At 65.8% G+C, this 18440-nt stretch carries 21 protein-coding genes; 5 read left to right on the forward strand and 16 right to left on the reverse strand.

The features are described 5' to 3' along the window. The first annotated feature begins 1 nt into the window (after position 1). A complete protein-coding gene (gene flgL, locus ACEN8I_RS05480) occupies positions 2 to 1219 on the forward strand; it encodes a flagellar hook-associated protein FlgL (RefSeq protein WP_413327151.1) in 1218 nt (405 codons plus the stop codon). 15 nt (positions 1220 to 1234) lie between these two features. Here flgL and ACEN8I_RS05485 read toward each other — a convergent pair whose 3' ends face one another. The 16 genes from ACEN8I_RS05485 to fliF all read right to left on the reverse strand — a co-directional run bounded on the left by ACEN8I_RS05485 (position 1235) and on the right by fliF (position 14223). Then, positions 1235 to 1774 carry a hypothetical protein gene (locus tag ACEN8I_RS05485; RefSeq protein WP_413327153.1) on the reverse strand — a complete coding sequence of 180 codons (540 nt, stop codon included), beginning with the start codon at positions 1772 to 1774 and terminating at the stop codon, positions 1235 to 1237. Positions 1775 to 1790: 16 nt separating this feature from the next. Next, entirely contained in the window at positions 1791 to 2288 is a 498-nt protein-coding gene (locus ACEN8I_RS05490) for a hypothetical protein (RefSeq protein ID WP_413327155.1), read from the reverse strand. 24 nt (positions 2289 to 2312) lie between these two features. Continuing rightward, positions 2313 to 2624, reverse strand: coding sequence for a hypothetical protein (locus ACEN8I_RS05495; protein WP_413327157.1), 312 nt, complete (start codon positions 2622 to 2624; stop codon positions 2313 to 2315). A gap of 357 nt (positions 2625 to 2981) precedes the next feature. After that, positions 2982 to 3776: a flagellar biosynthetic protein FliR gene (gene fliR / locus ACEN8I_RS05500; protein WP_413327159.1), complete on the reverse strand. Its 795-nt coding sequence runs from the start codon at positions 3774 to 3776 to the stop codon at positions 2982 to 2984. Between the two features lie 30 nt (positions 3777 to 3806). Beyond that, positions 3807 to 4076, reverse strand: coding sequence for a flagellar biosynthesis protein FliQ (gene fliQ, locus ACEN8I_RS05505; RefSeq protein WP_074577803.1), 270 nt, complete (start codon positions 4074 to 4076; stop codon positions 3807 to 3809). An 18-nt stretch (positions 4077 to 4094) separates the two neighbouring features. Next, positions 4095 to 4871: a flagellar type III secretion system pore protein FliP gene (gene fliP / locus ACEN8I_RS05510; RefSeq protein ID WP_413327162.1), complete on the reverse strand. Its 777-nt coding sequence runs from the start codon at positions 4869 to 4871 to the stop codon at positions 4095 to 4097. Then, the gene (gene fliO / locus ACEN8I_RS05515) at positions 4871 to 5341 is read right to left on the reverse strand and encodes a flagellar biosynthetic protein FliO (RefSeq protein ID WP_413327165.1); all 471 of its coding nucleotides are present in this window, start codon (positions 5339 to 5341) and stop codon (positions 4871 to 4873) included. The genes fliP and fliO overlap by 1 nt, the downstream gene beginning before the upstream one ends. Beyond that, complete coding sequence (gene fliN, locus ACEN8I_RS05520) at positions 5338 to 5793, reverse strand: flagellar motor switch protein FliN (RefSeq protein ID WP_413327167.1); 456 nt, start codon at positions 5791 to 5793, stop codon at positions 5338 to 5340. Before fliN ends, fliO begins: the two co-directional genes overlap by 4 nt. Then, the gene (fliM, locus tag ACEN8I_RS05525) at positions 5786 to 6790 is read right to left on the reverse strand and encodes a flagellar motor switch protein FliM (RefSeq protein ID WP_413327170.1); all 1005 of its coding nucleotides are present in this window, start codon (positions 6788 to 6790) and stop codon (positions 5786 to 5788) included. Before fliM ends, fliN begins: the two co-directional genes overlap by 8 nt. 27 nt (positions 6791 to 6817) lie before the next feature. After that, positions 6818 to 7309, reverse strand: a complete 492-nt coding sequence (fliL, locus tag ACEN8I_RS05530; protein WP_413327172.1) for a flagellar basal body-associated protein FliL — start codon at positions 7307 to 7309, stop codon at positions 6818 to 6820. A 125-nt stretch (positions 7310 to 7434) separates the two neighbouring features. Further along, positions 7435 to 8802 carry a flagellar hook-length control protein FliK gene (locus tag ACEN8I_RS05535; protein WP_413327174.1) on the reverse strand — a complete coding sequence of 456 codons (1368 nt, stop codon included), beginning with the start codon at positions 8800 to 8802 and terminating at the stop codon, positions 7435 to 7437. Positions 8803 to 8822: 20 nt separating this feature from the next. Further along, positions 8823 to 9281: a flagellar export protein FliJ gene (gene fliJ / locus ACEN8I_RS05540; protein ID WP_413327176.1), complete on the reverse strand. Its 459-nt coding sequence runs from the start codon at positions 9279 to 9281 to the stop codon at positions 8823 to 8825. A gap of 49 nt (positions 9282 to 9330) precedes the next feature. Beyond that, positions 9331 to 10767 carry a flagellar protein export ATPase FliI gene (gene fliI / locus ACEN8I_RS05545; RefSeq protein WP_413327178.1) on the reverse strand — a complete coding sequence of 479 codons (1437 nt, stop codon included), beginning with the start codon at positions 10765 to 10767 and terminating at the stop codon, positions 9331 to 9333. Continuing rightward, complete coding sequence (locus ACEN8I_RS05550; RefSeq protein ID WP_413327180.1) at positions 10760 to 11509, reverse strand: flagellar assembly protein FliH; 750 nt, start codon at positions 11507 to 11509, stop codon at positions 10760 to 10762. Before ACEN8I_RS05550 ends, fliI begins: the two co-directional genes overlap by 8 nt. Then, positions 11502 to 12482, reverse strand: a complete 981-nt coding sequence (gene fliG / locus ACEN8I_RS05555; RefSeq protein WP_413327182.1) for a flagellar motor switch protein FliG — start codon at positions 12480 to 12482, stop codon at positions 11502 to 11504. Before fliG ends, ACEN8I_RS05550 begins: the two co-directional genes overlap by 8 nt. A 4-nt stretch (positions 12483 to 12486) precedes the next feature. After that, positions 12487 to 14223, reverse strand: coding sequence for a flagellar basal-body MS-ring/collar protein FliF (gene fliF, locus ACEN8I_RS05560; protein WP_413327184.1), 1737 nt, complete (start codon positions 14221 to 14223; stop codon positions 12487 to 12489). Positions 14224 to 14554: 331 nt separating this feature from the next. On the opposite strand from fliF, the gene fliE reads away from it, so the two are divergent. The 4 genes from fliE to fliD all read left to right on the forward strand — a co-directional run bounded on the left by fliE (position 14555) and on the right by fliD (position 18431). Then, complete coding sequence (gene fliE, locus ACEN8I_RS05565) at positions 14555 to 14872, forward strand: flagellar hook-basal body complex protein FliE (protein ID WP_413327186.1); 318 nt, start codon at positions 14555 to 14557, stop codon at positions 14870 to 14872. Between the two features lie 159 nt (positions 14873 to 15031). Next, the gene (locus tag ACEN8I_RS05570; protein ID WP_413327188.1) at positions 15032 to 16342 is read left to right on the forward strand and encodes a FliC/FljB family flagellin; all 1311 of its coding nucleotides are present in this window, start codon (positions 15032 to 15034) and stop codon (positions 16340 to 16342) included. Positions 16343 to 16475: 133 nt separating this feature from the next. Continuing rightward, positions 16476 to 16847 (forward strand): flagellar protein FlaG, encoded by a 372-nt coding sequence (locus ACEN8I_RS05575; protein ID WP_413327190.1) that lies wholly within the window; start codon positions 16476 to 16478, stop codon positions 16845 to 16847. Between the two features lie 138 nt (positions 16848 to 16985). Further along, complete coding sequence (fliD, locus tag ACEN8I_RS05580; protein WP_413327192.1) at positions 16986 to 18431, forward strand: flagellar filament capping protein FliD; 1446 nt, start codon at positions 16986 to 16988, stop codon at positions 18429 to 18431. Positions 18432 to 18440 lie beyond the last annotated feature (9 nt).

An 18440-nucleotide genomic window follows, 5' to 3' on the forward strand; every position in this document is an offset into this window, starting at 1 on the left:
GATGCGTATCAGCACCCAGTCTTTTTATGAACAAAGCCAGAGCGCCATGGGCTCGCAGCAAAGCAGCCTGCTGCGCGTGCAGCAGCAAATCGGCGCCATGACCAAAATCCTCGCGCCCTCGGACGATCCGCTGGGTGCCACGCGCGCGCTGGCGGTCTCGCAATCCATTGCGCTGAATTCGCAATACGCGACCAGCCGCAAGCAGGCCGGGCAGATGCTCTCGCTCGAAGAGAACTCCCTGCAAAGCGTGACCACCGTGCTGCAGAACGTCAAAAGCCTGCTGGTCGAGGCCGGCAACGGCACCATGACCGACGCCGACCGCGCCACCCTGGCCACCACCCTGCAAAGCGCCTTTGACCAGTTGCAGGGCCTGGCCAACACCGACGACGGCAACGGCCAGTTTTTGTTTGCCGGCTTCAAGACCGGCAGCCCGCCTTTTGTGAAACAGCCCGATGGCAGCATCCTCTATGCCGGCGACCAGGGCCAGCGCCTGATGCAGGTCGACGTGTCGCGCCAGATGGCCGGCAGCGACGACGGCCGCAGCATTTTCCAGAGCGTGCAGGGCGGCGCGGGTTATGTCACCCAGGCCCAGGCCGGCAACACCGGCAGCGGCGTGTTCGGCGCGACCTCGGTGACCAACATCGCCGACCCCAATTACGGAAAAGACTTCGTCATCACCTTCACCACGCCGACCACCTACCAGGTCGACACCAACACCGTGCCGCCGGTGGCCATCGTGCCCTCCACCGCCTTCACCGCGGGGAGCCCTATCCAGTTCGGCGGCCTGCAGCTCAGCATCACCGGCGCCCCCGCGGCCGGCGACAGCTTCCACGTGGCCACCGCGAAGAATGCCGGCACCGACGTCTTCGCCGCCATCAGCGACGCGATTACCGCACTGCGCGCCCCGGTCAACGGCGCAGGCCCGGAAGCACAGGCCAAACTGCTCAACGCCCTGAGCACCGCCAACCGAAAAATCACCAACGCCCACGACAACGTGCTCACGGTGCGCGCCTCGGTCGGCACCCGCCTGCAGGAACTCGACGCACTGGGCGACACCGGCGACAGCCGCGCCCTTTACGACAAAAGCTATTTGTCGGACCTGCAGGACCTGGACTACGCCAGCGCCATCGCCGAGTTCTACCAGCGCCAGACCGCCCTGCAGGCCAGCCAGCAGACTTTTGTGCGGATCCAGCAGATTGCGTTGTTTAACTATCTGTAGGCGGGACGATTTTGATCAGCTGGAAATAACCTGGGCAGCCGCGCGGCCCAATCTCAGTACCAGAACCAAAGAAGCCGCTGCCACCAGACCGCCGACGCCGGCTTGCATCCAAAAATCGGTGGTCAGGCTGCAGCTTTCAAGTTGAAAGGCCTTCGCAAGTGCAGACCCGGCCGGGCCGGCTTTGCAAAACTCCTCCTGCGGGTTGTGAAGCAAGGCTGCAATCGCCAGGAAAAAAGCGAGTGCCTGGGATAGCTCAATGGCGATCATGTCGGCCAGCGTTGGCGTTTTGGCGCTCAATGCTGCGATGACCAGATAGACAGTCATGCCTATGCCCAGTGCCAGCAAGGCCGCAACCATCATTTCGGGTGATGTGACCAAGCCAGGAATGTGTGTGAACCCCAACGGCAACTCCACTAGAGAGGGCAGATACAAGGATGCGATCGTCACCATGCCTGGCGTTAGCAACAGCGCCAGGCCCATGAAAAACAGTGGCTTGAATGGCCAAATGGGATTACTGGAGGTGTTGGCATTGGTACTCTGTTCTATGGTGCTCACTGTTGACTCCCCCTGTCTATTTGGTTTCGTTTGCCTCTGTCCTAAGCTGATGCGTCACCTTAAGTAGCGGACACTTGCTGGGTTCGGAAGCCATCTCCCTGACCAAAACGCTTTCGTCTCGTGAAAGGCAGCCGGCTGGAAAATCTACATATGCACCCTGACCACATGAACTGGAAATAGGCTCATAGGTCCCATCGGTTTTTATAAAAATCAAACCCCATGCACCATCCTGCATTGCACCGGTTGCTGGAAATGTTTTGTTGTATTTTTCCAAGTACAACGGCCCGTAGTATCCATGGCTATCGCAAACCGTTTCCCAGTCGCCAGGCATCAACTCGGTCAAGTTAACTTCTTGCACGTCGCCGGCCGCAACCGATTTGAGTTTGAACAGGAAGCGCGCTTCCACCAATGATTGCGGATAACCGAAGTGGCTCCAGATGAGCAGCGATGTGAAGACTAACGCAGCTGTCCCGAGGAAGCCGCGCAGCCGACCGTGTTTTCTTGATTGCGACATCAATTTTCCTTTTCGAGTCGGGTGCTACTCTCGTTTCGAGGTTCTCTGCTGGGTGGGACACCCAAGTGCCTCTTTGGAAACGGAAAAATCAATAATTCCCCCCGTTGCCTTGGAACGTTCGATCTCCTCGTCGTTCATCAATATTCGCCAAGTCGGCTTCACTCGGGCCCGTGCAGAGATTGCTATTTCCGGATGTGCCGCATCGGAAAAACGCAACACGTAGAACGTCAATGCGTTTGGTGCTAGTGATGCGTCTTGGGTAACGCCCGATACGGGTGTGTAAAAAACAAAAAAGAAATTGCTTCTCGGTTCTGCACGGATGGAGTGCAATTGCATGTCGCAGGTGCCATCTGCACGAACGGTAAAAACATATGAGTGCTTGAGCCCCAACCACGTGAGAGGCACCAATGCCATAGCGACTAGGTAAGCAAGTAGATGGGCTGGTTTGCGCTTTATGTTCATTTGAATTTCAATAGGATTTGTCGGTGCCTATGCGCCAAAGAATCGCAGCGTTCTCGGCGCTACTGCCTGTCACCTCCATCGGTTGATCAGGCCCAGGCATGACGCTGAACGGTATGCGAGCTCGCGAGGGAATGTCGGGCGGATTGTCTGCGCGCGGCCCTTTTTTGTTGGATTTATCAGCGCCGGCTTGTGAAAGCCTGGTCTATGCCCGTGGACACTGCCTAGGGCCTGCTACTGCCGCAAACCCTGTAAAACCCCCAGCGTCCCCGCAAACGCGGCCGCAAAGCGCGGCTCCAGGAAGGGCGCGAGGTATTGCATCAGCAGCTGCAGCATGGCGATGCCGGCCAGCAGGGTGATGGGGAAGCCGACCGCAAAAATGCTGAATTGCGGTGAGACGCGGTTCAGGATGCCCATGGCGAGGTTGAGGGTGAGGAGGGTGGCGATCAAAGGCAGGGCCAGCATGAGGCCGCCGGCCATGATCTGGCCGCCGGCGTTGGCCAGCAGGAACCAGCCGCCGGCCGCCAGGGGCGCGTCGGAGATCGGCAAAGCCTGGAAGCTTTCGGCCAGCACCATGACCAGCATCAAATGGCCGTCGACCGCCAGAAAAATCAGCATGGCCATGACGTTGAGCAGGCGCGCGACGACCATGGTGTTGCCGCCGCTGGTGGGGTCGAAAAAGGACGCGAAGGACAAACCCATTTGCAGTCCAGCGTATTCACCGGCGGCCTGCACGGCCGCAAAAACCATGCGCATGGAGAAACCCATGGCCGCGCCTATCAGGATTTGCTGGACCAGAATCCAGAAGCCGGCGGCGGAGACTATGGGCACGGCCGGCATGGCGCCCAGCGTGGGCGCGACGACGATGGCCAGCAGCGCGGCCAGGGCGACCTTGGCGCGCCGCGGCACGGCGTGTTCGCTGAAGATGGGGGCGGTGCTGATCAGGGCCAGCATGCGCACAAAAGGCCATAAAAAAAACACCAGCCAGAGGTTGAGCTGGCCCGAGGTGGCCGAAAAAACCGGCTGCATGTTTTCTTATTGCCCGACGCGTGCCCGGCCTCAGCCCACGAGCTGCGGGATGGAGGAAAACAGGTTGCGCATGTAGTCCAGCACCAGGCCCAGCATCCAGGGCCCGGCGATCACCAGGGTGGCGAAGACGGCCAGCAGCTTGGGGATAAAGGACAGCGTCATTTCATTGATCTGGGTGGCGGCCTGGAACAGGCTGATCAGCAGGCCGGTGACCAGGGCCACCAGCAGCAGCGGCGCACCCAGCAGCAGGGAGAGCTTCATGGCCTCATAGCCCAGCGCCATGACGGATTCGGGTGTCATGTGTTTTCTTTGCGCTCGCTAAAGATAAAAGCTTTGCGCCAGCGCGCCTATCAGCAGCTGCCAGCCGTCGACCAGCACAAACAGCATGAGCTTGAAGGGCAGCGAGATGGTGGCGGGCGGCACCATCATCATGCCCATGGACATCAGCACGCTGGCGACGACCAGGTCGACGATGAGAAAGGGGATGAAGATGGTGAAGCCGATCTGGAAGGCGGTCTTGAGTTCGCTGATCACAAAAGCCGGCAGCAGGATGCGCAGCGTCACCTGTTCGGGGCCTTCGAGTTTCTCGATATTGGCAAGCCTGGCGAACAGGGCCAGGTCGGCTTCGCGGGTCTGCTTGAGCATGAACTGCTTGAAGGGCTCGACGCCGCGCTCCAGGGCCTGCTCGGCGCTGATCTTGTTCTCTGAAAAAGGTTTGTAGGCAGTGGCGTGCACCTTGTCGAACACCGGCGACATGACAAAAAACGTCAGAAACAGCGAAAGGCCGACCAGCACCTGGTTGGGCGGCGAAGACTGTGTGCCTATGGCGGTGCGCAGCAGGCCCAGCACGATGAGGATGCGGGTGAAGCTGGTCATGGACAGCAGCAGCGCCGGCAAAAACGACAGCGAGGTCAGCAGCACCAGGGTTTGCACGCTGAGCGACCATGTCTGGCTGCTGCCCGGGCCCTTGGTGCTGGTGATGCCGGGCAGGCCCTGGGCCGAGGCCAGCGCGGGCAGCAGCATGAAGGCCAGCAAAAGCAGGGCCGGCAGCAGCGGGCCGGCGCGGCGGCGCAGGCCGGAAAAATGCTTGTCCATCAGTCGCGCTTCTTGAGCTTGTTCAGGGATTCGAGCAGCTTGCTGGAAAACGCACCGGTGCCGGCAAAGCCTGGCAGGGCAGGCGCCGCGTCGGCCTCGGGAATTTTTTGCGCGGGCATGCTGTGCAGGGCGTTGACCTGGCCTGCCGCCACGCCTAGCACCAGCCACTGGCCGCCGACCTCGACGACGACCACGCGTTCGCGCTGGCCGACCATGGCGCTGGAGACGACTTTCAGCAGCCGGCCGCTGCCGCCGGCCTGCAGGCCGAAGCGCCGCGCCAGCCAGGCGCAGCCAAAAATCATGGCCAGCACCAGGGCCAGGCCCAGGCCGGCCTGCAACAGGCCCGCGGCACCGAAGGCGCGCACCGGTTCGGCGGCGGCCGTGGGAACGGTGGGCAGCGTGGCGGCGGCGGACAGGCAGCTGCCGGCCAGCACCACGCCCGACAGCCCGCGCACAAGAAAAACTTTCATCGGTTCAGCTTCTGCATGCGTTCGGACGGCGTGATGATGTCGGTCAGGCGTATGCCGAACTTGTCGTTGACGACCACCACTTCGCCCTGGGCGATCAAATAGCCGTTGATGAACACGTCCATGGGCTGGCCGGCCAGGCCGTCGAGCTCGACGACTGAACCCTGGGACAGCTGCAGCAGGCTTTTGATGGTGATGCGGGTGCGGCCCAGCTCGGTGGTCAGCTGCACCGGCACGTCGAGCACGCGGTCTATGTCGCCGCGCGCGATCTCGAAGGCGGCATTGCCCTGCAGCGGCTGGAACACGCGGTCGCCTGCCGCGGTGGAGGGGGCTGCGGGCGCAGCGGGAGCCGGGGCGGGCGCTGCGGCCGGCGCGCTGGACTGTGCCTGCTCGGCGAGCGCGCTGCCCCAGTCGTCGAGCTCGGCCGCGGGCTGCGCTTTGCTGTCTTCACTCATGGTCTTTTCCCTTGCTGGAGTCGCTGTCCTGGTGGTGGATCATTTTTTCCACGCGCAGGGCATAGTGGTTGTTGGAGGTGCCGTAGCCGCATTCCATGACGGGCACGCCGTTGACCTTGCCGATGATGGTGTCCGGGATCTCGATGGGCAGCACGTCGCCGGCCTGCAGCTTGAGCAGCTGGCCTATGCTGGACTGCAGGGTCAGGAAGTGGGCGCGCAGCTCGACCTCGGCGCTTTGCACCTGCTGCGAGAGCTGCTTGACCCAGCGCTTGTCGACCTCGATCGCGTCCTGCAGCGGGTTGGCCAGCAGGTCGCGTATCGGCTCGATCATGGAATAGGGGATGCAGACGTTGAGCGCCCCGCCCAGGGGGCCGAACTCGATCTGGAAGGTGGTGTTGACCACCACTTCGTTGGGCGCGACGATGTTGGCCAGCTTGGCGTGCATCTCGGCGCGCACGTATTCAAATTCGAGCGGATAGACCGGCTGCCAGGCGCTGCCGTAGCTTTCGAGCGTGAGGTTGAGCAGGCGCTTGATGATGCGCTGCTCGGTCTGCGTGAAGTCGCGCCCCTCGATGCGCACGTGGTAGCGGCCGTCGCTGCCGAACAGGTTGTCGACGACCAGGAAGACCAGCTTGGGGTCGAACACGAACAGGGCCGTGCCGCGCAACGGCTTCATGTGCATCAGGTTGATGTTGGCCGGCACCGGCAGGTGGCGTATGAAGTCGCCGTATTTCTGGATCTGCACCGAACCGACCGAGATGTCGGCACTGCGCCGCATGAAGGTCAGCAGCGCGCCGCGCAGGTGGCGCGCGAAACGCTCATTGATGACCTCCAGCGTGTGCATGCGGCCGCGCACGATGCGCTCGTCCGTGCCGAGCTTGTAGGTCGGCGGGCCCGTGGGCGCGGCCGGCCGCGGGGCCGCCGCGCCGGCGTCGCCGGTGACGCCCTGCAGCAGCGCATCTACCTCGTCCTGCGAGAGCTGTGCTTCATAGGCCATGGGCGGATTCGGATTTCATCGGCTGCTTTACTGCAGCATGAAGGTGGTGAACATCACGCTGGAGATCTTCAGCGAGGGCAGGTTGGCCACCAGGGGCTGGTTCAGCGCCACCATGATCTCGGCGGCGAGTTTGGCTTTTTCCTCGGGCGTGATCAGCGCGTCGGAGGCGCGGTTGGACAGCACCGTGAGCAGCCGGCTGCGCACTTCGGGCAGGTACTGGGTCACCAGCGCCTGGGATTTGGCGTCAGGCACCTTGAGCGTGACGGCGGCGTGCAAAAAGCGGTTGCGGCCGCCGGGCTGCAGGTTGACGGTCATGGGCTCGAGCGCCACAAACAGCGGGGCGGCCGGCAAAGGGGCGGCGGCGGGCGCTGCTTCAGCGCTGCGGCGGCTGCTCAGGTAATACGTGGCGCCCGCGGCCGCGGCGGCGGCCACGACCGACAGGGCAATCAACAGGGCGATAAGCCGGGGCGAAGGCTGGCGCGCGCTCAAGGGCTTCGCGGGAAGTGTGCTGGTAGCCATGGCTGTGTGGGAGTGGGTTGGTCAATGGATTGTTGGGGAAAAGGCCCCTGGTGCATCGCTGGAGCAGCAGGGGGAAAACGCTTCAACTTCGGCATTTGCCGGAGGCACCCGCCCTGCTTGTGCGCTCAGGCGTAGGTGTCCACCTTGCCGCGGCGGGGCATGGGTGGCGAGGCTGCGGGGGACTGGGCTTGCGCATCGGCCGGCAGGTAGCCTGGCTGGCCCGGTGCTCCGGGCCGGCCGTTCTGGCTTTGGTGGCCCTGGGGGGTCTGGTGGCCTTGCGCAAAGGCCGCCTGCTGCTGGCCGCCGGAATCGACCGAGGTGTTGCCCAGGCTGATGCCGCTGTCGGCCAGCGTGCTGCGCAGCTGCGGCAGGGCCGCTTCGATGGCGGCGCGCACCGAGGAGTGCGCCGACACAAACAAGGCCTGGACGTGGTTGTCGTTCATGCTCAGCGTGACCTTGAGCGGGCCCAGGCCGGGCGGGTTGAGCTGCAGCTCGGCCACCTGCTCGCCAGTCTTGCCCATGTGCAGCATCTGCCGGCCCAGGGCTTGGCCCCATTCGCCGCTGCCGACTTCGGGTGTGAGCGCCGCCTGGCTTGGGGCGGCAGGCGCGGCCGGGTTGGCGGGCGCGGCCTGGGTGTGAACCGTGGGGGCTGTGGCGCTGAGGCTGATGCCAGGGCTTGCGGCCGGCGCTGCGGTTTCGGGCTGGCTTGTGCTGGTGGCCAAAGCCTGGGTCGCGCTGCCGGCGGTTTCAGCGGCTGTGTCCTTGGCTGCCGTGGCGGCGGGCGCTTTGGCCGAGGCGGGTTTTTGTTGCGCGCCTGTGTCCGAGCCCAGGACTTCGTGCGCCTCATCGCCGGGCCGCTGCCCGTGTCCTGAAGAGGCTTGAGACGCATTCTCCTGGGCCGCGCCGGCCGGGATGCTCATTGCCCCGGCAGGCAAGGCGACGGCTGTTTTGTCGCTTTCGGCGGCGAGCGCGGCGGGTGCAGCGGGTCCGGAGGCTTCCCGGCTTTTGCCAGGCGTGGCGGGCAAGCCGGATGCGAGCAGGGCTTGCGGCATTTGCGTTGGGCCGTCGCCGGCAGGGGCCGCATCGCTGGCGGCCGCGGTGGATGCGGCGGGCTCCGCCGGCAGTTCCGCCGAAGGCACGGCTGCGATGGCTGAAGCCGTGACGCCGCCTGCCGCGGCGGTCGAGGCGCTGTCGGCACCTGGCGCTTTGGCGATGCGCGTTTCCAGCGGCACAAAAAGCAGTGCTGCGGTGTTGGCGATGTCGGTCGGTTCGGTTTTTTCTTCGGCGAGGCGTTTGGCAGGAATAGCCGTTGCCAGTTTGCCGCCGGGTTTGGCGGGCGCCTCGCCCGAGGCCGCGAGCGAGCGCGACAGCACCTCGCCGAAACTTTCGCTGTCGCTCGGGCTGTTTTCATCGACGCGCGCGGAGGCCGTGGAAGAAACGGTGCTGTTGGGAGCCGAAGCCGGAGAGGAGAGGGAAGGAGCTAGCAGGGACATGGCGGTTTCCAGTCTTGAATCTAGTGGCCCTGCAGGCCGGCGCGCAGGTGGAAAAACTGGCGCGCGCTGCGTTCGTCGCTGTCGCGCTGTTCGCGTTTGTGCTGCACGGCCAATTCCTGCAGGCGCACGCGGCCGGCCAGGGTGTCGAAGGAGTTGAGGCGGCGCTGGCTGCTTTGCCAGTCGCCGCGACCGGTTGCGAGCCGGGTGTCGGCCTGCGCGGTGATGGCGCGCTGCTGCTCGATGGCGCTGTCCAGCGTGCTGATGAAGTGGTTGAAATTGCGCATTTGCGCCGCCGACACGCCCACGACCATGCGCATTTGCAGCTGGTCCAGGTATTCCTGCCGGTAGCGCTGCAGCATCTCGAGTTTTTCGGCGGCGCTGGTGCACGCGGCCTGCAACTGGCCGAGGCGGCGCGTGGCCTCGTCGGTTTTGTTCTGCGCCAGTTCAATCAGCGTGGCGAGCGGAAGTTTGGTGGCCATGAGGAGATTCCTGGGGTTGGGGTCTTGGACAAAGACGGTGGGATGAGGATCAAGCCTGGAAGATGGCGTTGAGCTGGTCGGTGGCGTCGCCGTGGCCCACGCGCTCTTCCATGGTCTGCTGCAAAAACGCTTCCATGCGCGGGTAGAGGGCGATGGCCTGGTCCAGCTGCGCGTCGTGGCCGGGGGCGTAAGCGCCCACGCTGATCAGGTCGCGGTTGCGCTGGTAGCGCGACAGGGCCTGCTTGAAACTGCGCACGGCCTGGAACTGCGTGGGCGTGATCAGCGCCGTCATGGCGCGGCTGATGGAGGCCTCGATGTCTATGGCCGGGTAGTGGCCCGATTCGGCCAGGCTGCGCGAGAGGACCACATGGCCGTCGAGGATGGCGCGCGCCGAATCGGCAATCGGGTCCTGCTGGTCGTCGCCCTCGGCCAGCACGGTGTAGAAGGCGGTGATCGACCCGCCGCGGCCCTCGGCGTCGCGCGCGCCGTTGCCGGCGCGCTCCACCAGCGCGGGCAGCTTGGCGAAGACCGATGGCGGGTAGCCCTTGGTGGCAGGCGGCTCGCCCACGGCCAGCGCGATCTCGCGCTGCGCCATCGCGTAGCGCGTGAGCGAGTCCATGATCAGCAGCACGTTCTTGCCTTCGTCGCGGAAATACTCGGCCAGGCAGGTGGCGTAGGCCGCGCCCTGCAGGCGCAGCAGCGGCGAGGTATCGGCCGGCGCCGCGACCAGCACGGCGCGCGCCATGCCTTCCTCACCCAGGGTGTTTTCGATGAAGTCCTTGACCTCGCGGCCGCGTTCGCCGATCAGTCCGACGACGATGACGTCGGCACTCGTGTAGCGCGCCATCATGCCCAGCAGCACGCTTTTGCCGACGCCGGAGCCGGCGAACAGGCCCATGCGCTGGCCGCGGCCCACGGTCAGCAGCGCATTGATGGCGCGCACGCCGACGTCGAGCACGCTGTCAATCGGCGCGCGAGTCAGCGGGTTGATGGGCTTGGCGGCCAGCGGCACCTCGCGCGAAAAATCCAGCGGGCCGCGCCCGTCCAGCGGCCGGCCGGCGGCGTCGACCACACGGCCCAGCATGCCGACGCCCACCGGCAGCCGTTTGGTGCGCGGGCCCAGTCCGCCGGCGTGGCCCATGGGCGACTCCAGCGCGTAGACGCGCGCGCCGGGCAGCAGGCCGTCGACCTCGCTTTGCGGCATCAAAAAAATCCGGTCGCCGGCAAAACCGACCACCTCGGCCTCGGCGGTTTTTTGCGGGTAACCGGGCGGCAGCTCGATCAGGCAGTCGCTGCCGACCGGCAGGCGCAGGCCGACGGCTTCGAGCACCAGCCCAACGGCGCGTGTGAGCCGGCCGTAGCTGCGCACCGGCACGCTTTGCGCGACCGCGTTGCGCGCCTCGTCCAGCGCGCCGTGCCAGGCGCGCAGCGGGCCGGCGGCGGGGATGTCGACGGGAATGTCGGCAGGAGCGGCGTGTTCAGGCATCGACCACAACCGGGGTGTGCATGGCGGTTTTGACCAGGGCCGCGGTGACGCGCTCCCAGCGGCCCGGCAGGCTGGCGTCCTGCTCGCCGCTGGCCGCCAGCACGCGGCAGCCGCCGCGCTGGCAGTTCGCGTCGCTGCGTATGCGCCAGCCGGCGGCCTGTAAATCTTCGGCCAGGTGTTGCTGCACCAGGGCCGCGTCGTCGGGGTGCAGCACCAGCTGCGGTGAGCCGCTGAGCGCCGGTTCGGCCTGCAGCAGCTCGCGCACCACCGGCAGGATGGCGCCGCTGTCGAGTGCCAGGGCCTGGCCCAGCACCTGGCGTGCGATGTCCAGCGCCAGGGCCAGCAGGTTGTCGGCGATCTCGGCCTGGGCGCCGCGCAGCGCGTCGGGTAATGTTTGCGCCAGCGCGCGCAGCTGCCGCGCCTCGGCCTGGACTTCGGCGATGGCTTGCGCGCGGCCCTGCGCCTGGCCCTGGGCGAAACCCTGGCGAAAGCCTTCGGCCTCGCCGCTGCGCAGGGCCTGCAGGCGCAACTGGGCCAGCTCGACGTCGTTGATCAGCACCTCGGGCTTGAGCGGCGCGACCACGGGTGCGGGTTTGGGTTCGGGCGCAAGCTCGGGCGCGGGGTCCTGCGCGATGGCCGTCATTTCCCAGCGCTCCCAGGCGGTGAGCGCTTCCTTGGCGCCGTTGGCGCGGCGCGCGAAGGGCGGCCCTGTGCGCGCTGTGTTGGCGGGCTTGTTATACATAGGAGTCGTTGCCCTGGCCGCCCAGCACGATCTCGCCCGCATCGGCCAGGCGGCGCACGATCTGCAGGATGCCCTTTTGTTCGACCTCGACCTGCGAGACGCGCACCGGGCCGCGCATCTCGATGTCCTCGCGCAGCATCTCGGCGGCGCGCTGCGACATGTTCTTGAGGAATTTGTCGCGCAGCTCCAGCGGCGCGCCCTTGAGCGCGATGATCAGCGACTCCGACTCGACTTCCTTGAGCAGCAACTGCACGCTGCGGTCCTCGAGCTCGAGCAGGTTCTCGAACAGGAACATCTCGTCGATCATCTTCTGCGCCAGCGCCTCGTCGTGCTCGCGCACATGCTTGATCACGCTTTCCTCCTGCGCGCTGCTCATCATGTTGACGATCTCGGCGGCCGCGCGTATGCCGCCCAGGCGGCTGCGCTTGACGCCTTCGCCGGACAGCATGTCGGTGAGCACGTCGGTCAGCTCCTTGAGGGCCGCCGGCTGCACGCCGCCGAAGGTGGCCACGCGCAGCACCGCGTCGTGGCGCACGCGCTCGGGCAGCTGTTCCAGCACGTCGGCGGCCTTGTCGCGGTCCAGGTGCACCAGCAAGGTGGCGATGATCTGCGGGTGCTCGTCGCGTATCAGCTCGACGACTTCGGTCGCCTCCAGCTGGTTCAGGCGGTCTATGCCGCTGGTCGAGCTGTCGGGCTGGGAAATGCTTTCCAGCAGGTCGGCCGCGCGGGTGTTGCCCAGGGCCTTGTTGAGCACGGCACGCAGGTAGCTTCCGGCATCCACGTGCGTGGCCGAGTACTGCTCGGTCTCCTCGCGGAACTCGCGCAGCACCTCGCTGACCTCGTCGCGCCTGACCTGCGCCAGGCCCGCCATGGCCTTGCCCAGGGTCTGCACCACATGCTGGGGCAGGTGCTGCAGCACGCTGCCGGCGCCGGCCTCGCCCAGCGACATCAACAGGATGGCGCTTTTGCGCATGCCTTCATCCGCCATTTTTTTCGGTCCAGTGTTTGATCAGCATGGCCACCATGGCCGGCTCCTTGGCCGCCATGTCCTGCGCATACTGGAGGTTGGCCTGGTGCCGCTGCTCGCGGCGTTCGCGCTGTTCCTTCTCCAGGGCCTGCGCCTGCGCGCTGGCGGCTTCGCCAAGGTTGGGTGCCACGTCAGCGTCCTCCGTGAACCCCGCCGCCGGCGCGGGCTGCAGGTGTTTGCGCAGCAGCGGCCGCAGCACGGTCAGCCACATATAGAGAGCCAGCAGGCCCAGCAGCAGGTATTTGCCCGAGGACTTGGCGATCTCGATGTTCTCGGGCTGGCGCCACAGCGGCAACTCGGGGGTTTCGGTGTCGGCGGCGAAGGGGCTGTTGACCACGTTGAGCGAGTCCCCGCGCTCGGCGCTGAAGCCCATGGCCTGGCGCGCCAGGTTGCGGATCTGCTCGAGTTCGGCCGCCGTCAGCGCCGCGCGTTTGCCGGCGCCCGTGCTTCGGCGGTCATTGACCACCACCGCGACCGACAGGCGTTTGATGCCGCCCGCGCCCTGTTGTGTGTGGCGTATGGAGCGGTCTACTTCGTAGTTGGTGGTGACGTCCCTGCGCGAGTTGACGCCCGTGCCTGCGGCGCGCGGGGCCGCGCCGGCCGAGCCGAGTTCGGCGCTCATCTTGAGCTGGGCCCCGGGCGCCGTACCGGGTGGTGTACCCGGCGGCGTGCCCGGCTTGATCTGCGAGGGCGCGGTGATGGGCGCGACCGGGTCCGGCGGCGGCTGGTTGGTCAATGCGCCGGGCACGCCCGTGGCCGGGCCGCTGCCCAGCTGGCCGGACTCGCTGGACTGCTGGCTGCGTATGGCCGCGCTGCCGGGCTCCTGGTTGGGGCGGAATTTTTCGTCGGTGTTCTCGACGACTGAAAAGTCGATGTCGGCGGCCACCTGTGCATGCACATTGCCCGCGCCCAGGATGGGCTGCAGGATGGCTTCGATGCGGCGTATGTAGCCCTGCTCGATTTCCTGGGTGTACTTGAGCTGGCTCACGTCCAGGCCGCGCGTGCCGGCGTTGGCCGCCGAGAGCAGGTTGCCGGCCTGGTCGACGACGGTGATGCTTTTGGCCGAGAGCTCGGGCACGCTGCTGGAGATCAGGTGCACGATGGCGCTGACCTGGCCCTCGTCGATGCTGCGGCCATGGTGCAGGCTCAGCACCACGGAGGCGCTGGGTTTTTTCTGGTCGCGCACGAACAGCGATGGCTTGGGCAGCGCCAGGTGCACGCGCGCCGACTCGACGGCGGAAATGGAGTTGATGGAGCGCGCGAGCTCGCCTTCCAGGGCGCGCTGGTAGTTGACCTGCTCGGCGAACTGGCTGGTGCCGAATTTCTGCGCGTCCATCAGCTCAAAGCCGACGGTGCCGCCTTTGGGCAGGCCCTGGGCGGCCAGGCGCAGGCGCGCCTCGGGCACCTTGTTGGCCGCCACCAGCAGCGCGCCGCCGCCCTCGGTGAACTTGTAGGGGATGTTCATCTGCTGCAGCGACGCGATGATGGCGCCGCCGTCGCGGTCGGACAGGTTGCTGTAGAGCACGCCGTAGTCGGGCGCGCGGCTCCACAGCCACAGCGCCGCGATGGCGGCCACCGCGGCGGACGCACCCACCATCAGCGGCAGGCGCGGGTTGGCGCGCAGCTGCGCAAGCCATGGCGGCGCTTTGGGCAGGGCCGTGTCGGCGCCCAGTGCGGCGGAGTTCACGCGCTCACCCGGCCGCCGTCACCGCGCCGCGGGAATGCGCGGCGATGAAGCGGAGGCTGCGTGGTGGCCGGGCGGCCGAAACAACAGTTGGCATACAACAGGTCTTATTCAAAGGCACAAGGGCACAAAGGCAAAAATGGCGACCGGCATCCGCGCACGGGAGGGGCACGGGGCGGGTCCTTGTGAAGAATTGTCAGAGCCGGCCCGGCTTCCCGATCCGCCGAATAGCCGGGGCTTTTGCCGTCTTTTGGCCTGATGCGCGCGCCGGCCCGGCCGCTACGCTTCATGCCGTCATCCAACAAGGGGCGCGCACGCGCCTGAAAGAAACACCATGGCTATTTCTTCGATCGAGTCCGTGCTGCAGCAAATGCGCGCGCTGGCCCAGGCTTCGGCCCCTTCAGCGGCGCAAGGCGGCGAGGCGGCCGCCGGCGGTTTCGCGGGCGAGCTCAAAAAATCGCTGGACCGCATCAGCGAAACCCAGCAGAACGCCTACAGCCAGGCCGAGGCCTTCGAGCTGGGCAAGCCCGGCGTGGCGCTCAACGACGTGATGGTCGACATGCAAAAGGCCAACATCGGTTTCCAGATGGGCCTGCAGGTGCGCAACCGCGTGGTCGCGGCCTACCAGGAAATCATGAACATGCCGGCGTGATGAGGGAGGGGCGCGAATTATTTTGCGCCGCGGGTTAAAGATTTTCCGGAGCCCGGCCGATAAGCTGGACAACGGTGGCTTGCAGACTGTCATGGCAGGCAAGGCCAGCGTGACGGCAAGTTAGCCGGAGTCCACAACCTATGTAATCAGGAGTCCCTCATGGCCCAAGTCATCAATACCAACTCGCTTTCCCTGCTCACGCAGAACAACCTCAACAAGTCGCAGTCCTCGCTGAACACGGCCATCCAGCGCCTGTCCTCGGGCCTGCGCATCAACAGCGCCAAGGACGACGCGGCCGGCCAGGCTATCGCCAACCGCTTCACGGCCAACATCAAGGGCCTGGCTGTCGCACAGCGCAATGCCAACGACGGCATCTCGCTGGCGCAGACCACTGAAGGCGCGTTGACCGAAATCAACAGCAACCTGCAGCGCATCCGCGAACTGGCCGTGCAGTCGGCCAACGGTTCCAACTCGGTGGCCGACAAGGCCTCGATCCAGGCTGAAATCACCCAGCGCCTGGAAGAAATCGACCGCACCTCGGCACAGACCGACTTCAACGGCGTGAAAGTGCTGGCCGCCAACAACAAGCTGAGCATCCAGGTCGGCGCGAACGACGGCGAAACCATCGACATCAACCTCAAGCAGATCGACTCCGCCAGCCTCAAGATGACCGGCTTCTCGGTCGCCAGCAACGCGCTGAACGTCAGCGCGGCAGCCCTCACGGTCGATCCAGGCGCCGGCGCACCCGTTGCGACCGACCTGAGCGCCGTCGCCACGGCCCTGACCGCGGCCACCGGCGCCACGGTGAACGCTTCCGACCTGTCCCTGCACAATGTGCTGACCGCCGCCGGCGCCCCCACGGCGAACTGGGTGGTCAAGAGCGGTGACGACTTCTACGCGGCTTCCGTGGCTCCCGCCACCGGTGCCGTGACGCTGAACACGGCCACGGTCGATTTCACCGACCCCGCCAACGGCGTCGCGGCCGCCGTGACCCTGACGACCCAGCCCGTCAAGGTCGGCACCGATGCCGCCGGCACCGTGACCGCTTTCGTCTCCATCCAGGGCAAGAACTACGGCCTGGCCGGCATCCAGGCCGCGCTGACCGACACCGGCGCAGCCGGCAGCAACACGGTTGACGGCACCGACATCGTCCTGAGCGGCGCAACGCCCACGGCCGAATTCGCCGGCGCCGCCACCGGCAACGCGCTCAAGAAGATCGACGCCGCCCTGAAAGTGGTGGACGACCTGCGCGGTTCGCTGGGCGCGGTGCAAAACCGTTTTGACTCGGTGATCTCCAACCTGGGCACCACGGTGACCAACCTGTCTTCCTCGCGCTCGCGCATCGAAGACGCGGACTACGCGACCGAAGTGTCCAACATGACGCGCGCCAACATCCTGCAACAGGCCGGTACCTCCGTGCTGGCCCAGGCCAACCAGACGACCCAGGGCGTTCTGTCGCTGCTGCGTTAATCGCGCAAGGCGCGCTTCCTCCGGGAGGCGTGCCTGTTTTGTGCGAGCCAGGCGGCTGTGTCCGCCTGCGCTACGCACTCCCGCCTGGGTGCCCAGGCGGGAGTGCCTAGCGATTATTCGAGGAGAGCCCCGCATGACGATTTCCGCAAATGCCGCCATGACCGCGACGGGCGCGACGGCCGCTGCGTGGCGCGATGCCGCGCCGCCGCCGCCCGTCCCTTCGGCCCGCGCCGGCGCGAGCCGCGATGTTCCGGCCGAAACCGGGCCCAGGGCCGAACCCGAACGTGAACGCGAACGCAGCGCGCTGGCCGAGATCAACGAGTCCTTGCGCATGTCTTCCATCGGCGTGCAGTTCGAGTTCGACAAGGAGGCCGACACCATGGTCGTCAAGGTGGTTGACGTGGAAAGCGGCGAGCTGATCCGGCAGATGCCTTCGGAAGAGGTGGTGCGGATTTCGCGCGCACTCGGCAAGCTACAGGGCCTGCTGGTCCACCAGGCCGTTTAGTGCCGCTCAAAAACCCTCCTGGCGTTGTTGCGTCGCCTTGCCGTGCTGGTGCACTGTCTGCGGCGACGCGTCTAGCCAGGACCGCTTCGCTGGGTTTTGTGAGCAGCACTTTCATTAAAGAAGATTGAGGGATATTTCATGGCATCGATTTCAAGCCTGGGCGTCGGGTCCAACCTGAACCTGAACGACCTGCTCACCGACCTCACCAAGGCGGAGAGCCAGCCGCTGGTGCTGCTGCAAAAGCAGCAGATCAGCTACACCGCGAAGCTGTCGGCCTACGGCACGCTGAAAAACGCGCTTAGCACCCTGCAGACGGCGGCGGCCAAGCTGTCCGACGCCAACCTGTTCCAAGGCATCAAGGCCACTTCGAGCGCAAGCGACGTGCTTTCGGCCACGGGCCAGGCAACGGCCACCGCAGGCATTTACACGGTGGACGTGAGCCGGCTGGCCAGCACGCAGTCGCTGGCCGCGGCGGGCGTCTCCAGCACCAAGGCCGCGGTGGGCAAGGGCACCGTCACCATTGATTTCGGCACCATCTCGGGCGGAACATTCAACGACGCCAGCGGCACCTACAGCGGCGCCAGCTTCACGCCGGACGCCGCGCGCGCCGCGAAGTCCATCGTGATCGATGACAGCAACAATTCGCTGGAGGGCTTGCGCGACGCGATCAACAAGAGCACGGACATCGGCGTGACGGCCAGCATCGTCAATGACGGCGGCGCGTCGCCCTACCGCCTGGTACTGACCTCCAAGGAAACCGGCGAGGCTTCGAGCATGCGCATTTCCGTCGCGGGCGACGCCAGCCTGCAGGGCCTGCTCAACCACGACGCGTCGGGCGCGCAGGCCCTGCGGCAGACGGCCGCGGCCGGCAATGCGGCGCTGAAGGTCAACGGCATCCCGGTGACCTCCAAAACCAACACGGTGGTCGACGCCGCGCCCGGCGTGACCATGACGCTGGCGAAAACCGGCACCAGCACGCTGACGGTGAGCCGCGACACCTCGGCGGTGGAGGCGGCCATCAACGGCTTCGTCACGGCCTACAACAGCCTGCAGACCACGGCGGCGCAGCTGACCAAATACGACACCGAAAAGCAGACCGGCGCGGCCCTGGTCGGCGATTCGACGCTGCGCACCATACAGACGCGCATACGCGCGGCGCTCAACACGCCGCAGGCCGGCGAGCTCAAAGTGCTGTCCAAGGTCGGCGTGAGCTTCCAGAAGGACGGCACTCTGGCCTTCGACGCGTCCAAGCTCAAGGCCGCGTTCGCGGACAAACAGGGCGCGGTAGCCGAGCTGTTCGCCGGCAACGGAACGACCGGCGGCATCGGCAAGCAGGTCTCCTCGCTGCTGGACGGCTTTACCAGCAGCACCGGCATGATCAGCGCGGCCACCACGGGCGTGGAGACCACGCTGAAGTCGCTGGACAGCCAGTACACGGCGACCCAGAGCCGGGTGGACGCGACGATCGCGCGCTACAAGGCGCAGTTCACCCAGCTGGACCTGCTGGTCTCGCGCATGAACTCCACCGCCAGTTACCTGACCCAGCAATTCGCCAACATGAGTTCGAGCAATTCGAGCAAATAAGCCTGCCGC

The organism is Polaromonas sp. CT11-55, assembly GCF_047303325.1.
Lineage (GTDB): Bacteria > Pseudomonadota > Gammaproteobacteria > Burkholderiales > Burkholderiaceae_C > Polaromonas.